This is a genomic window from Streptomyces sp. NPDC093221, from assembly GCF_044753885.1.
In the GTDB taxonomy this organism is placed as follows: domain Bacteria; phylum Actinomycetota; class Actinomycetes; order Streptomycetales; family Streptomycetaceae; genus Actinacidiphila.
Map to the genome: position 1 here is coordinate 1167475 of NZ_JBIVOA010000001.1, position 13444 is coordinate 1180918.

Annotated in this window: 16 protein-coding genes and 1 riboswitch; of the genes, 11 read left to right on the forward strand and 5 right to left on the reverse strand. The window is 68.9% G+C overall.

Annotated elements, in window-relative coordinates; translation table 11 throughout:
- Position 1: 1 nt before the first annotated feature.
- The 3 genes from ACIQCJ_RS05280 to ACIQCJ_RS05290 form a co-directional block, all read right to left on the reverse strand.
- Positions 2-421: a hypothetical protein gene (locus ACIQCJ_RS05280; RefSeq protein WP_402710744.1), complete on the reverse strand. Its 420-nt coding sequence runs from the start codon at positions 419-421 to the stop codon at positions 2-4.
- A gap of 187 nt (positions 422-608) precedes the next feature.
- On the reverse strand, positions 609-1637 hold the full coding sequence (locus tag ACIQCJ_RS05285) for a hypothetical protein (RefSeq protein ID WP_402710745.1): 1029 nt from the start codon (positions 1635-1637) through the stop codon (positions 609-611).
- A complete protein-coding gene (locus ACIQCJ_RS05290; protein WP_402710746.1) occupies positions 1634-2572 on the reverse strand; it encodes a hypothetical protein in 939 nt (312 codons plus the stop codon). Before ACIQCJ_RS05290 ends, ACIQCJ_RS05285 begins: the two co-directional genes overlap by 4 nt.
- 32 nt (positions 2573-2604) lie before the next feature.
- Between ACIQCJ_RS05290 and ACIQCJ_RS05295 the strand changes: the two genes are divergently transcribed.
- On the forward strand, positions 2605-3000 hold the full coding sequence (locus tag ACIQCJ_RS05295) for a hypothetical protein (protein ID WP_391162365.1): 396 nt from the start codon (positions 2605-2607) through the stop codon (positions 2998-3000).
- 154 nt (positions 3001-3154) lie between these two features.
- Here ACIQCJ_RS05295 and ACIQCJ_RS05300 read toward each other — a convergent pair whose 3' ends face one another.
- Positions 3155-3691, reverse strand: coding sequence for a hypothetical protein (locus ACIQCJ_RS05300; protein ID WP_402710747.1), 537 nt, complete (start codon positions 3689-3691; stop codon positions 3155-3157).
- A gap of 190 nt (positions 3692-3881) precedes the next feature.
- Here ACIQCJ_RS05300 and ACIQCJ_RS05305 point away from each other — a divergent pair, with 190 nt between their 5' ends.
- The 7 genes from ACIQCJ_RS05305 (at position 3882) to ACIQCJ_RS05335 (ending at position 8599) form a co-directional block, all read left to right on the forward strand.
- Positions 3882-4262, forward strand: coding sequence for a hypothetical protein (locus ACIQCJ_RS05305; protein WP_391043393.1), 381 nt, complete (start codon positions 3882-3884; stop codon positions 4260-4262).
- A complete protein-coding gene (locus tag ACIQCJ_RS05310) occupies positions 4255-4758 on the forward strand; it encodes a hypothetical protein (RefSeq protein WP_402710748.1) in 504 nt (167 codons plus the stop codon). The genes ACIQCJ_RS05305 and ACIQCJ_RS05310 overlap by 8 nt, the downstream gene beginning before the upstream one ends.
- A 192-nt stretch (positions 4759-4950) precedes the next feature.
- Positions 4951-5376 carry a DUF4259 domain-containing protein gene (locus ACIQCJ_RS05315; protein WP_402710749.1) on the forward strand — a complete coding sequence of 142 codons (426 nt, stop codon included), beginning with the start codon at positions 4951-4953 and terminating at the stop codon, positions 5374-5376.
- 41 nt (positions 5377-5417) lie between these two features.
- Positions 5418-5822 (forward strand): hypothetical protein, encoded by a 405-nt coding sequence (locus tag ACIQCJ_RS05320; RefSeq protein ID WP_402710750.1) that lies wholly within the window; start codon positions 5418-5420, stop codon positions 5820-5822.
- A gap of 98 nt (positions 5823-5920) precedes the next feature.
- Positions 5921-6598: a DUF4253 domain-containing protein gene (locus tag ACIQCJ_RS05325; protein ID WP_401857362.1), complete on the forward strand. Its 678-nt coding sequence runs from the start codon at positions 5921-5923 to the stop codon at positions 6596-6598.
- Positions 6599-6894: 296 nt separating this feature from the next.
- Positions 6895-6981, forward strand: a riboswitch (ZMP/ZTP riboswitch).
- 49 nt (positions 6982-7030) lie between these two features.
- Entirely contained in the window at positions 7031-7861 is an 831-nt protein-coding gene (locus ACIQCJ_RS05330; protein WP_401857512.1) for a bifunctional 5,10-methylenetetrahydrofolate dehydrogenase/5,10-methenyltetrahydrofolate cyclohydrolase, read from the forward strand.
- Between the two features lie 108 nt (positions 7862-7969).
- Positions 7970-8599, forward strand: a complete 630-nt coding sequence (locus ACIQCJ_RS05335; RefSeq protein WP_402710751.1) for a dihydrofolate reductase family protein — start codon at positions 7970-7972, stop codon at positions 8597-8599.
- On the opposite strand, the gene ACIQCJ_RS05340 is transcribed toward ACIQCJ_RS05335, so the two are convergent.
- A complete protein-coding gene (locus ACIQCJ_RS05340; RefSeq protein ID WP_402710862.1) occupies positions 8584-9300 on the reverse strand; it encodes an AEC family transporter in 717 nt (238 codons plus the stop codon). The genes ACIQCJ_RS05335 and ACIQCJ_RS05340 overlap by 16 nt on opposite strands.
- 126 nt (positions 9301-9426) lie before the next feature.
- Here ACIQCJ_RS05340 and ribA point away from each other — a divergent pair, with 126 nt between their 5' ends.
- The 3 genes from ribA to ACIQCJ_RS05355 all read left to right on the forward strand — a co-directional run bounded on the left by ribA (position 9427) and on the right by ACIQCJ_RS05355 (position 13303).
- Complete coding sequence (gene ribA, locus ACIQCJ_RS05345; RefSeq protein ID WP_402710752.1) at positions 9427-10107, forward strand: GTP cyclohydrolase II; 681 nt, start codon at positions 9427-9429, stop codon at positions 10105-10107.
- Positions 10108-10289: 182 nt separating this feature from the next.
- The gene (locus ACIQCJ_RS05350; RefSeq protein WP_188282412.1) at positions 10290-10886 is read left to right on the forward strand and encodes a TetR/AcrR family transcriptional regulator; all 597 of its coding nucleotides are present in this window, start codon (positions 10290-10292) and stop codon (positions 10884-10886) included.
- Positions 10887-11068: 182 nt separating this feature from the next.
- Positions 11069-13303: an MMPL family transporter gene (locus ACIQCJ_RS05355; protein WP_355337882.1), complete on the forward strand. Its 2235-nt coding sequence runs from the start codon at positions 11069-11071 to the stop codon at positions 13301-13303.
- Positions 13304-13444 lie beyond the last annotated feature (141 nt).

Consider the following 13444-nt stretch of genomic DNA (forward strand, 5'->3'; position numbering starts at 1 on the left):
CTCAGGTGACGGTGCGGATCTGCGGTCGTGCGGGCGGAGGAACCCTGGTCGCGGCGGGAGGCGAGAGTGCTGGACTGCTGGGTGCGCCGGCTTCGCAGAGGGTGGTGAGGGCTCGCTCGGTGCCGGTGGTCTGCTGCCAGGTGAACAGGATGTGCAGGTTGATGCTGCAGATCATCAGCGCGAGCAGGATGGTCTGCGCGACTCGCCCGTGGGCGAGCCGTTCGGCGAGGTCGGAGATGTCGATGCCGTGGCTCTTGGCTCTGCCTTTGAGACCTTCGATGTTCGCCCGCTCGGGCCGGTAGACGTCCTGCCAGGTGGGGTGGAGGTAATGGCGGTCCTGGCGGAATTTGTCGAGTTTGCCGAGGCCACCTGGCCGGACGGTGATCGTCGGCTTCTGGCAGATCCGCGGCAGCTCGTTCATGGGCAAGGGCCGCAGCCGTTCGCCTTGCGGGATCGGGACGGTGGACTTGGCCGCGGTGTGTGCGGCGGTGGCTCGCTTTTTGGTGAGGTCGACGACGGCTGGCTGCGGCGCGGGGACGCGGTGGGAGTGGTTGAAGCGGGGGCAGGTTACGGCAGGTGAGGGACCCGTCGACGAGGAGGGCGCCCTTCTAGGTGCCCTGGACGCCGCGGTACTGCTGTTTGTAGTCGAGGACCAACTGGTAGCCCATGGTGCGGACCGGCTGTGCGAAGTTCTCGGTGGTCTGGTCGGTGTAGGCGCGGTCGGCTGCCAGCAGTCCCGTCGGGAAACCGAACGGGGCGAGCTGGGCCAGGGAGTGAACGGCGTTCGGGCCGATGCGCTTGCCCGGGGTGTCCAGGACGAGACCGAGGGCGAGTTGCGGATGCCGGCTGACACGTTCACCGGCCTGCGGATGACCTGCGGGGTGCCGTCGGCTGGCGGCGACCAGGAGGCTGGCGGAGTGCCCGAAGATTCCTTCCTCGGAGCCTCCGCAGTAGTGCCAGCCCCCGGTGAGCTCGACGGAGGCCAGGCCCCGTCGTTCGCGGGGAGGCTGGTGCCAGGCGGGAATCGGTGTGGTGTCGGCGCCGATGTCGCCCCGCCAGCCCTTGAGCAGGCCCCGGCGGTGAGCGAGGCGGACGGTGATCAGGATCAGACGATCGCTGATCTCCTGCAGCAGTTCCAGGCGTCGTTTGTGCTCGGCGTCCGTATCCTCCCAGGCGTCGGCCACGATCCCGGCCTCTTCGGCGGGAAGCCGGCGGCGCCGGTCGCAGCGCTGCGCGTCCAGGGCGGTGGTCAGGCGGTCGAAGGACCGGTAGACGCGGCGGGAGAACGCGATCCTGGCGTGGCCGTCAGCCCTGCTGTTGTCCGGGATGCCGAGCCAGGAGCGGGTAGGGGCTCGCAGCTCATCGAGCAGAACCCGGCAGACGTCCGCGAGGCTCGCGCTGCGGTGGTGATGCAGCGCCAGCAGCAATCCCACCAGCACGGTCCGCACTGGCAGCCCCTTCGGTCCCGGGCGGCCCGCCAACTCGGCGTCAATCAGCTCCAGCACCCCGGACTGGTGCAGGACGGCATCGAGCTGGCCGACCTTGGAATCGGGGATTTCGAAGGGGGCGTCGGTCACCCGCCGGGGTCGGCAGTGCTTGATCTTCTCCGGGTTCCGCCAGGCCCGGGGCTTGGTCACCGCTGCTCCGGGCCCCGCAACAGCCGGGCTGCGGTCGCCTCGTCCACGGGCGGCACCAGATGCTGCCAGCGGGCCAGGGAGGCGGCGGAAGCCAGTCCGGCCGCTTGGGCGATCAGGTGGTGATCAATATGCGCGCGCATGAACTCGACGATCCACGTCGCTCGCAGCCGGCCCACGGACACTGCGGGCGTGTTCCCCGGCGGCCGGTGCATCAGAGACCAGGAGCCGATCAGGTTCTTGGAGTATTCGACGGTCCGCCCGGGCCGGAACACGTACCCGCTGCCCGCCCGTTCCGCCAGTTCGCCCAGCAGGGCATCCCAGCCGGCTCGGGCGACGAGCGGGACCACACGCTTGACGCCCTTGTGCAGCAGCGGCCCGCCTTGGCGAGGACGCCGCAGATCGACGCCGCGACTAGCCGCCACCTCCCTGGGCGTGAGCCCCAGCGCCGCGCCCAGGCCCAGAAGTGCCAGGGCATCGGTCCGCTGCTGGCCCGGCAGGTGATCGGCCCAGTGCCGCAGACCCGCCAACTCGGCTGCCGTGTAGGGCTGGTGCGGAGACGCTTCCGCGTGCATCCGCGACGGGGCTGCCTCTCCGCGCTCGCTGAAGGCCAGAGCATCCCGCACCCGCAGGAGCCACGTCCGGTAGGTCCGCACCGACGACGTTTCGATGTCTCCTGCCCGCGACAGGACGAACGCGTCGATCACCTCATTGCGCAACCACGTATCCGGATCGCGTTCCAGCCCCGCCGACTCGGCCCACAACGCCAGGCGCCCGAGGACGTGCAGCAGCCTCTCCACCTCGTAGGGAACCGAGCTCACCGTGGCAGCGGCCACCGAGCTGACGAGTGGCGCGACCTCGTCCCAGAGCGGTGGAGCCTGCCGGGGGCGGTAGCGGGCGATCTTCGCAGACGTATCGGGATCAACGACCACGGCCATACATACCGGCTGGACAAGCAGCCATTCCAAGCGTGATCGACTTCGACGGACAGGATGGTGCGCGCATGGTCGGCGGACGCGCCCGCGCACGCTCCCCCCGGCAGATGACCCGCGATCCGGAAGCCTGGCCCGAACAGACCAGCCCCGACCCCGCGGCCGAGGCGGTTCGACAGATCGCTGACGCCCTCACCCGGGCGCTGGCCGATCAGGGACTGAGCCTGCGGGCGGCGGCGGCCGGTTCCGGAGTCAACCGGCAGGCCATCGCGGATCTGCTCGCCGGGCCGGTCCTGGCCCGACGTGGCCACTGTCGCCCGACTGGGCGCGTTCACCGGAGGGCGGCTGTGGCCGCGAAATTCCACGACCGATCGAACTGGGACGCATTGAGCCTCGATTCGCGCCCGGAACCGCACAACGGCGACCGGGCATGACGACTTCGCGGCTCCACGCTTTGAGGGGGGAAGGCATCTACTACGCTCGAAAACGCGGGAGCCACCGTTCACTTGGGCGCTCACGCACATTCGGCACCGCCGAGCTGAACCCTCGGCGGTGCCACCCTCCCCGGCCGCACCGGCGGCCGTCGCGTCACCTCATGCCCACTCCTTCCTGACGGTGTCCGCCAGCCGTGGGCGCGATCGCGAAATACGCCGTCGGGCCTTCAACCACCCGGCCCTCTTTCGCCATCCGCTTCAGCCGGGAACGGGTCGTCTCCACCCGCCGCGTGCTCGTGACGTCCTCGCCGATCGCCGCGCAGATGTCCTGCACCTTCATCGCCCGCCCAGCCCCAGCCAGAAGCACCAGCATCTGCTCGCGTGCCACCTCCCAGTCCAACTGGGTCCCGGACGCAGCAGAAGCACCTGAGCTATCGCCATCAGCCGAAGCTGAGACCTCGGCCGAACCGCGGGGCGAACTGCTGGCGGGCGGCGCCTGCCCGGCCTGTTCCGACGCTGCCTGAGGACCCTCGGTGGAAGCACCGCCGCCCAGAAGCGATTCCGCCGTCTCCCGGGTGATGGTCAACCGCGCCAGCCGTTCCTCGGCGACGGTGATCTTCTCCCGCAACGCGGACAACTCGCCGCGCACGATGGCTTCTTCCTCATCCAGACGCTGAAACAGCGATGTCATCTCGTCCCGCCAATCGCCCGCAGTCGACAGCCGGCTTCCACGGCCTCCGAAGCTCCAGGCAACCGTAGAAGGGAGCGCACCAAGATCGCAGAAGGTGACCGCTCATGCCCCCAAACAACCACACACGCCTGCCTTCCGCCCGCACCGCGTCGCCCCACGACAACTCCCGTCCGCGCCGTAAGCTCATCTCGTGCCGGCAGAGGACAGCCCCCAGAACAGCGTCAAGCACTGGCAGGAGTGCACCAGCGTCTACGACTTCCTGGAGCAGGTCCGTCTGCGACCTGGCATGTGGCTTCCCGGCGGCTCACTCCAGCACCTGCACTCCATCCTCATCGGCTACCGAGTCGCCCTGGGCGTGCACGACATCAACGAACCCTTCGATTTCTGGCCCGACGGGGACTTCACCTACTGGCTTCGTGAGCAGCAGGGCATCTCCGGTTCCCTCAGCTGGGCAGCAGGCATCGAGCGTGCGACACCAGCGGACTCCACACCGGTCGAGGAGTTCTTCCGGCTGCTGGCCCAGTTTCGCCAAGTCGGACGCCGAAGGTGGGAGGACGAGGCCGGTGCCTGATCTCCAGTTCAGCTGGGAACTCAGCGGGTCCGGCTGGGCAACCTGCCGCATCGCAGACGGGTCGTCGGAGCGCAAGGACATCGTCAGCTACCTCACCGATGCCCTTGCCGACCTGCTTCACAGCGTTGCCGGCCTCTACAGCCCGAACTCCGTCCACCGGTTCTCCTTCGACCTCGAACCGGCCGAAGTCAGGTGGGTCCTCCGACGTCTGGGGCCGGACGTGGACATAACGATCTACCGCTTCCCAGACATGTCCGCGAGCTTCGACGCGAACGACGATGCCGGCACGCTCGTATGGACCTCGACGCAAAGCCGTAGCGCCCTGAGTCACGCTGTCATCGAGGCCGCGCAGTCAGTGTTGCGGCTTCACGGTGAAGAGGGCTACCGAGCAAAGTGGGTGCAACACCCCTTCCCAGCCGCAGCACTGCAAGACCTGCGTCGGCTGCACATCCGAGAGGACGCATGCGGCAACCTGCACGACATTTCCGCCCCATAGGCGGCCCACGCTTCTCCCGGGAAGCGATCACCACTCGGGAAGCGATCTCCAAAGGCGTTGGACGTGCTGGTCAGACCCACGTCTGGCAGCCGTTCCCGACCCCGGCGTACTTCACGCTGGTCCGGTCCGTGCGGCCGCTGTCAGTGGCCTCTGTCAGGATTCCTCGATCAGCACCGTGATCGGGAGACACTTATGGGCACTTGGGACGTCGGCCCCTTCGACAACGACACCGCAGCGGACTTCTGTGGCGACCTTGACGAGGTTGCCGCAGGCGAACGCGAGGGCCTCGTCCGCGGAGCTCTCACCCGTGTGATCGACACCGTGGACTACCACGAAGCGCCAGAATCAGAGGAAGCCGTGGCCGCGGCCGCCCTCGTCGCGGCGCAGTGTCCCGGGGGTGAGCCTGCTGATCCCGTTTATGGGCCGGAAGAGCTCCTTCCTGATCTCACCGGCCTGCGCGATCTGGCACGTCAGGCCCTCGGCCGTGTCATGACCGAGCCGTCCGATCTGATGGAGCTGTGGGCCGAGCCGAGTGGCGCCTCCTGGCGCGCGAACGTCCGCCAGTTGCAGAACGTGCTCCTGCCACAGCCTCCTGGAGAGCAGTTCAGCCTGATCTGACCGACCGCGACCGCTACTTGAGTCCTGCCTGAAAGGCCACCATGAGCTGGGATGTGCTCCTCCTCCGCTTGCCCGACGAGGTCACCTCGATGCACGAGCTTCCCGACGACTACTCGTCGGAACCGCTCGGCCGGCGATGCGACGTGCTCGCGGCTGTCACCCGGGCCGTTCCCGAAGTTGATCTCTCGGACCCCACGTGGGGCGACCTGTCCGGCCCCACTTGGTCCATCGAACTCAGCATCGGCTCAGAAGAGCCGGTGGACTCGATCATGCTTCACATTCGGGGCTCCGGCGACGACGTGCTGGCACCCGTCTTCCGCCTTGCAGAGGCTCTGCGGTGCAAGGTGCTCGATCTCGCCGAAGGGGACCTGATCAATCCGGGACAGACGTCGGGCTGGCACACCTTCCAACAGTTCCGTGACGGTGTGCTCGGATCCGCTCAGTGATGCCGCCCGGCCGGATGATCACGTCCAGTGAAGGCGATGGGGATTCCCAACCCCTATGGCTCAGCGACGAGCCGGCCGCAGCCGGGCTGTGGGCTCGGATGCACGCCGAACACAGAGACTCCGGCCAGTGGCCCCTGCTGCTGGACGCGCTCGACCCCGAGGATGCCGAATTCCGCCCCTGGGGATCGGGCGAGGTGTTTCCAGAGCAGATGTCCGCTGCCACGGGCCACGACCCAACCGCCCTTCTCGCGAAGTGGTGGGCGACGTATACCGCCGTCGATGAAGACGACGACATGCTGTCGGCCGATCGGCGCCTCGCCGTCACCGCCCCCTTCGAGCAAGGCTGGCCTGGACGTGCACCCAGCCGAGAAGCCGTGTTGAGCGCTGACCAACTGGCCGCCGAGTACGCCGAGGTGTTCCTTTCCGACCACCCCAAGTCGCGTCTCGGGCTGGTCACCGCCGCATCCGGCGCAGAAGCCCTCACAACGGCAGGATGGTCCGGTCCCGCCAACTACGACAACGACACGGCGAAGTTCTCCGCGATCGTCGGCGACTGGGAGAACCGGTTCGGCGCCCGTGTCGTCGCTGTCGGCTTCTCCACCCTGCATCTCAGCGTCGCAGCCCCACCCACAACTGAGGAGGACGCCCTCCTGGTCGCTGCGGAGCACTTCGCCTTCTGCCCTGACAACATCTGGCAGGGCAGACGCCCGTACACACTGGGCGCGTACGCTGAGCGGCTCACCGGTGTCCACAACTGGGACTTCTGGTGGGACTGAGGCCCCTCGCTGACACCTCGCGCGGGAAACGATCAACCTTGCCGCGGGAAGCGATCTTCACGGGCGCCACGTGTGCCTGATCAGAGGTATTCGTCAACACCCCACAACAGGGCCGTTCCTGGGCGATTTCGGGAACGTTTGACGGAATCCCGCCGGTCTTCATGATCGGACGGGATTTCTGTCGTTTTACGGGGTCCGTTCGAGATGGTTCAGGGCGGCGGAGTTTTTCAGGGCGGCTTGCGGTCCCGGCCCGGCACCGGCGACACGGGACGGGGGCGGCGGGGGCGGATAGAGTGCGGGTGGGCCGTGACTGGCGCTGAGGTGGAGTACCACCGGGGAGCGGCCTGACGCATACGTCGGTGCCGTGCGCCTGGGCGAGTGGACTGAACACGCCTGGAGGCAACGGTGGCATCGACACATACCGCGCGGCTCATGGACGGGGCCGGTCTTGCCCGGCGCATCATGGGGGAGACCGCCGCCAAGGCGTCGATCCTTGCGCGGCGCACAGGATTCGCGCCGTGCCTGGCGACGGTGCTGGTGGGTGAGGATCCCGCGTCGGTGACGTATGTGCGGATGAAGCAGTCGCGCAGCGCGAAGGCCGGAATCCTGTCGCGCCATGTGGCGCTTCCCGCGCGGACCAGTACGGCGGAACTCGTGGAGACGCTCGGCGCGCTGTCGGCCGACCCCGAGGTGCACGGCATCTTGTTGCAGCATCCGGTGGGCCCGCACATCGACGAGCGGGCGGCGTTCGAGGCCATCGCGCCGGAGAAGGACGTCGACGGCGTCACGGTCAGCTCGTTCGGCGCGATGAGCTTCGGTCTGCCGGGGTTCGTGTCGTGCACGCCGGGCGGCATCATGCGGCTGCTGGAGGAGTACGAGGTCGGGCTCGCGGGGAAGCGCGCGGTCGTGGTGGGCCGCAGCGCGATCCTGGGCAAGCCGGTCGGGATGCTGCTGCTCGCGAAGGACGCGACGGTGACGTACTGCCACTCGCGTACCGAGGACCTGGCCGCGGTGGTCGCGGAGGCGGACGTCGTGGTGGCGGCGGTGGGGCGGCCCCGGCTGATCCGGGGTCAGGACATCAAGCCGGGCGCGGTGGTGATCGACGCCGGGTACAACGCGGGCAATGTCGGCGACGTGGACTTCGAGACGGCCCGCGGTCGTGCGCGGCTGATCACGCCGGTGCCGGGCGGGGTCGGGCCGATGACGATCGCCGTGCTGCTGGCGCAGACGGTGGACGCCGCCGCACGCCAGCTCGGGGTGTGAGGGCCCGGGCCCGGGACGGGCCGCCGCTGCCGCGGCGTTGAGCGCGGCCGACCTGCGCCGATGTCCGCTTGAGGGGCAATTGTCAGTGGTGGGTGGCAGGCTGTGACGGTGACCAGGACTCAGTACTACACAGCGACCACGCTCGACGGATTCCTCGCCGATGAGGCGAATTCGCTCGACTGGCTCTTCGAGGTGGACACCGAACCCGGAGAGCCGTTCGAGCGCTTCATAGCGGGCGTCGGGGTGCTGGCGATGGGTGCGACGACGTACCGCTGGGTGCTGGAGCACGAGAAGGTGGTGGACCGGCCGGAGGAGTGGCGGCGCTGGTACCGGGACCGGCCGTGCTGGGTCTTCACGCACCGGGACGATCTGCCCGCCGTGCCGGGGGCCGACATCCGCTTCGTCCAGGGCGACGTACGGCCGGTGCACGCGGAGATGGTGGCCGCGGCGCGGGAGGGGAGCGGTGGCAGCCGCGGCTACGGGGAGAACGTGTGGCTGCTCGGCGGCGGCGAGTTGGTCGGGAACTTCGCCGACGCCGGGTTGCTGGACGACATCATCCTCGGCGTCGCGCCGGTGACGCTGGGAGCGGGGGCGCCGCTGCTGCCCCGACGGTTGGACGGGGGGCGGCTGCGGTTGACGGACGTGGAGCGGGTCGGCCAATTCGCCTATCTCACGTATGAGGTGGGGCAGCCGGTGACGCCGTCCGCCGGTGGGGGCGGGGGTCAGCCGAGCGCGTAGGCGATCAGGGTGAGGGTGACCATCGAGAGCAGGGTGGTGAGCAGGACGGTGTCGCGGGGGAGGTCGGTGGGGAGCCGGTATTCGGAGGCGAAGATGAAGGCGTTCTGCGCGGTGGGAAGTCCGGCGCACAGGACGACGGCGAAGAGGGCGTTGCCGGAGAGGGCGAAGGCGTAGCGGGCCAGCAGATAGGCCAGGAGGGGGCGGACGACGGTCTTGAGGCCGGCCAGCAGACGGCGTTCGGTGCGCGCGGCCGGGGTGGGGCGGGAACGGGCGTGCAGCGACATGCCGAGGGCGAAGAGCGCGGAGGGAACGCCCGCGCCGCCGAGCAGTTGGACGGGGGAGACCACTTCGGCGGGCAGGGTCAGTCCGGTGGCGGCCGCCGCCAGGGCCGTGGCGGAGGCGGCGATCACCGGGTTGCGGAAGGGGAGTCGGAGCATGCGCCGCCACAGCGCGCCGACGCCGCGGTGGGTGTCGAGGTCGATCAGGACGAGGATCAGCGGGGTGACGAAGAGCATCTGGAAGAGCGCGGCGGACACGATGAAGGACGTGTCGTGCAGGACGTGGACGGCGACCGGGATGCCGAGGTTGGCGGAGTTGACGTAGGACGCGCACATCGTGCCGATCGCCTGGTCGGCCTGGCGGTGCCGGAACAGCTTGCGGCTGACGGTCAGTGCGCATGGCGGACCCGGGGGCGGCTGTATCGGGCGGGTCGAGGGGGGAGCGGGGACGGCGACTTATGTGTGTGGCCTGGGTCACATCTCGGGGTGGGGGAAATAATCCGACCGCCGAAAGAGCTTGATGTTTCAAGATCTTATGAGGGGGTCAGCATGGCGTCGAAGGTGTCGACCAGTGCGTCGGGCACGGCGGTCAACGCGGCGCGGGGCGGGGACAATCCGCTGCCGGCCGCCGGGATACGGACGAAAGTGCGGGTGCCGCTGCGGTTCTCGGACGGGTGGGGGACGACGGCGGACGTGTTCACGTTCACCGGTCTGGTGGACGGCAAGGAGCACTTGGCGCTGGGACTCGGGGACTACGAGGGCGCCGAGCCGCCGTTGGTCAGACCGCATTCGGAGTGCCTGACGGGGGACGTGTTCGGGTCGCAGCGGTGCGACTGCGGGCCGCAGTTGCGCGAGGCGGTCGAGCGGATCGCGGAGACCGGCGGGTATCTGCTGTATCTGCGGCAGGAGGGCCGGGGGATCGGTCTGTACGCGAAGCTCGACGCGTACGCGCTCCAGGACGACGGCCTCGACACGTACGAGGCGAATCGCGCGCTCGGGCGCGGCGAGGACGAGCGGGACTACACCGCGGCGGCCCAGATGCTGGCGGCGCTCGGGGTCGACGGCATACGGCTGCTGAGCAACAACCCGGACAAGGCGCGGCAGCTCACCGCGCTCGGGACGGCCGTGGTCGAGCGGATTCCGACCGCCGTCCACGTGTCGGCGGCGAATGTCAGCTACCTGCGGGCGAAGGTCGAGCACACCGGTCACACGCTGGCGCTTCCCGCCTGAGCCGGGACGCGAGGTCGACCGCGGCGCCGCGCCTGGGCGGTGCGGATCCGTGCGCGCGAGGGCGCGGGCACGGTTGAGCGTCGTGAACGTGATTCGACCCACGATCGAAACGGTGGCGTTTCGATCGCGGGCCGTCTATGGTTATGTGTACGACATCGTTTCGACTCGGAGGGCAGGGCGACATGACGGCTGAGGTTTCCGCCACGCGTCGTACGCGCCTGACCCCCGAGCGCGAGCACGAGCTCTACGCGGCGGTGGTCGAGCTGCTGCGTGAGGTCGGCTACGAGGCGCTGACGATGGACGCGGTCGCGTCCCGTACGCGTTCCAGCAAGGCGACCCTCTACCGCCAGTGGAAGGGCAAGCCGGAACTCGTGGCCACCGCGCTGCGGCACTCCAAGTCGGTGTCCACGGCGGACATCGACACGGGCTCGCTCAGCGGTGACCTGCACGAACTCATCCGCTGTCACGACCAGGACGAGACCAAGCGGGACCAGGAACTCATGCGCGGGCTCGCCCACGCGGCCTTCAGGAACGAGGACCTGTTCCGCGCCCTGCGGGAGCTGCTCATCGAGCCGGAGCTGGTCAGCTTCCGGGCTCTTGTGCAGCGCGCCGTGGACCGCGGTGAGCTGGCCGCCGACAATCCGGCACGCGACTTCGTCCCGCACCTGCTGTTCGGGGCCGCATTGGCGCGGCCCATCATCGAAGGTCTCGACCCCGACCCCGACTTCTCACACAGATACATCGACGCGGTGGTCGTCCCCGCCCTGCGTCTGTCGTGACGAAGCGCAGTGACCACTGATGTGATCTGACCTTTCCCCGCGCCACTCAGCACGACTCGGCGCCCCGGCACGACTCAGCACGACATTCCCCGCACCACCGCTCCACCTGACACGCCGCTCTCGTCGTCGGGCTGGTTCCTCACGCCCACATTTCCATCCTCCTGACGGGAGCCCACGCCCCCATGGCCACATTCCTCTACAAGCTGGGCCGGCTCGCTTTCCGGCGACGGCGGTTCGTCGTACTGATATGGGTGGCGCTGCTGGCGCTCGCCGGTGTCGGCGCGGCGACCGCGCCGTCCGCGCCGAGCGACAACTTCACGGTGCCCGGCACCGAGGCGCAGCAGGCGTTCGACCTGCTGCATGAGCGTTTCCCCGGCACGAACGCCGACGGCGCGAGCGCGCGCATGGTCTTCCAGGCACCCGACGGTCAGAAGATCACCGCGGGACCGAACAAGGCGGCGGTCGAGAAGGTCGTCGACGAGCTGAAGAGCACACCGCAGAAGGCGACGGTCGCCGATCCGTTCGCCGCCGGCGGTGACGCGATCAGCAAGGACGGCACCACCGCTTACGCGTCGGTCAGTTACACGGCCAAGTCCTCCGACATCACCGACGCCACGCACACGGCGCTGGAGGACGCGGCGCAGCACGGCAGGGACGCCGGGCTGACGGTGGAGACCGGCGGTACGGCGCTCCAGGCGTCGGTGGAGACCGGGAACAGCGAGATCATCGGTGTCGGCATCGCGGCGGTCGTGCTGCTGATCACGTTCAGTTCGCTGGTCGCGGCGGGGCTCCCGCTGCTGACCGCGATCATGGGTGTGGGTATCGGTATCGCGTCGATCACCGCGCTGGCCAGCACGCTCGGTCTGTCCAGCACGTCGTCCACGCTCGCGTCGATGATCGGACTGGCGGTCGGTATCGACTACGCGCTGTTCATCGTCTCGCGGCACCGGCATGAGCTGATGGAGGGCCGAGAGGGTGAGGACGCGGCCGGCCGGGCGGTCGGCACGGCGGGCTCCGCGGTGGTCTTCGCCGGTCTGACCGTGCTGATCGCGCTGGCGGGCCTGGCCGTGGTCAACATCCCGATGCTGACCAAGATGGGGCTGGCCGCGGCGGCCACCGTCGCCATCGCCGTACTGATCGCGCTCACCCTGATCCCCGCGCTGCTCGGCTTCGCGGGACCGAAGGCGCTCAGCCGCAAGGTCCGCAAGGGGCGCGCGGTCGACACCGGCAAGCCGAACATGGGCACCCGCTGGGCGCGCATGGTGGTACGCCGCCGGGTGCCGATCCTGGTCGCGGGCGTCGTGGCGCTGGGCCTGGCCGCGATCCCGATGACGAGCATGCAACTGGGCCTGCCCGACGACGGTTCGCAGCCGGTCAGCACGACCCAGCGCAAGGCGTACGACCTGCTGTCCGACGGTTACGGGCCGGGCTTCAACGGGCCGCTGATGGTGGTGGTCGACGCCGCGGCGAGCGACGACCCGAAGGCGGCGGTCGACCGGATCAAGACGACCATCACCGGCTTCCCCGATGTGAAGACGGTCAACGCGCCCGCCTTCAACACCAAGGGCGACACGGCCACCCTTTCGGTGGTGCCGGACTCCAAGCCGAGCAGCGCGCAGACCGAGGACCTGGTGCACGCGATCCGCGGGCATCAGGGTGAGTTCACCGGTACGACCGGCGCGCACGTCCTGGTCACCGGCACCACGGCGATGAACATCGACGTGTCGCAGAAGCTGAACGACGCGCTGGTGCCCTACCTGGCGCTGGTCGTCGGCCTGGCGTTCCTGCTGCTGATGCTCGTGTTCCGGTCGGTGCTGGTGCCGCTCAAGGCGGCGCTCGGCTTCCTGCTGTCGGTGCTCGCGGCACTGGGCGCGGTCGTGGCGGTCTTCCAGTGGGGCTGGCTGTCCGGCCTGATGGGCGTGGAGCAGACCGGGCCGATCATGAGCATGATGCCGATCTTCATGATCGGTGTGGTGTTCGGTCTCGCGATGGACTACGAGGTCTTCCTCGTCACCCGGATGCGGGAGGCGTACGTCCACGGGGAGTCGCCGAGCCAGGCCGTCGTCACCGGCTTCAACCACGGTGCGCGGGTGGTGTCCGCCGCGGCGGTCATCATGATCAGCGTCTTCGCGGGCTTCATCGGCTCCTCCGAGTCGATGATCAAGATGATGGGCTTCGGCCTCGCGATCGCGGTCGCCTTCGACGCGTTCATCGTTCGTATGACCATCGTCCCCGCCGTGCTGGCGCTGCTCGGGCGCTCCGCCTGGTGGCTGCCGCGCTGGCTCGACCGCGCGCTGCCCAATGTGGACGTCGAGGGTGAGCAGCTCCGCAAGAGCCTCGGTGACACGGTGACTACCGGCGGCGGCGCCTCGGGGACCGGTGCTTCGGAGGAGGAGCACGAACCCGTACGCGTCTGATCATGTGACGCCGTCGGTTGTGGCTTCGTCCAGTCGGACGCGGCACCAGGTGACGCCGTCCGTTGTGTGATCCTCCACCCGTCCGGTTGCCTTCGGGCACCGGGCGGGTGTTTGACGTTCACCTCGGAGTCGGTGGAATGT

What these genes read in the sequence shown, in the direction of transcription:
- ACIQCJ_RS05280 (WP_402710744.1), bottom strand. Translation starts at nt 421, where the DNA reads ATGAACGAGCTGCCGCGGATCTGCCAGAAGCCGACGATCACCGTCCGG.
- ACIQCJ_RS05290 (WP_402710746.1), bottom strand. Translation starts at nt 2,572, where the DNA reads ATGGCCGTGGTCGTTGATCCCGATACGTCTGCGAAGATCGCCCGCTAC.
- ACIQCJ_RS05300 (WP_402710747.1), bottom strand. Translation starts at nt 3,691, where the DNA reads ATGACATCGCTGTTTCAGCGTCTGGATGAGGAAGAAGCCATCGTGCGC.
- ACIQCJ_RS05315 (WP_402710749.1), top strand. Translation starts at nt 4,951, where the DNA reads ATGGGCACTTGGGACGTCGGCCCCTTCGACAACGACACCGCAGCGGAC.
- ACIQCJ_RS05320 (WP_402710750.1), top strand. Translation starts at nt 5,418, where the DNA reads ATGAGCTGGGATGTGCTCCTCCTCCGCTTGCCCGACGAGGTCACCTCG.
- ACIQCJ_RS05325 (WP_401857362.1), top strand. Translation starts at nt 5,921, where the DNA reads ATGCACGCCGAACACAGAGACTCCGGCCAGTGGCCCCTGCTGCTGGAC.
- ACIQCJ_RS05330 (WP_401857512.1), top strand. Translation starts at nt 7,031, where the DNA reads ATGGACGGGGCCGGTCTTGCCCGGCGCATCATGGGGGAGACCGCCGCC.
- ribA (WP_402710752.1), top strand. Translation starts at nt 9,427, where the DNA reads ATGGCGTCGAAGGTGTCGACCAGTGCGTCGGGCACGGCGGTCAACGCG.
- ACIQCJ_RS05350 (WP_188282412.1), top strand. Translation starts at nt 10,290, where the DNA reads ATGACGGCTGAGGTTTCCGCCACGCGTCGTACGCGCCTGACCCCCGAG.
- ACIQCJ_RS05355 (WP_355337882.1), top strand. Translation starts at nt 11,069, where the DNA reads ATGGCCACATTCCTCTACAAGCTGGGCCGGCTCGCTTTCCGGCGACGG.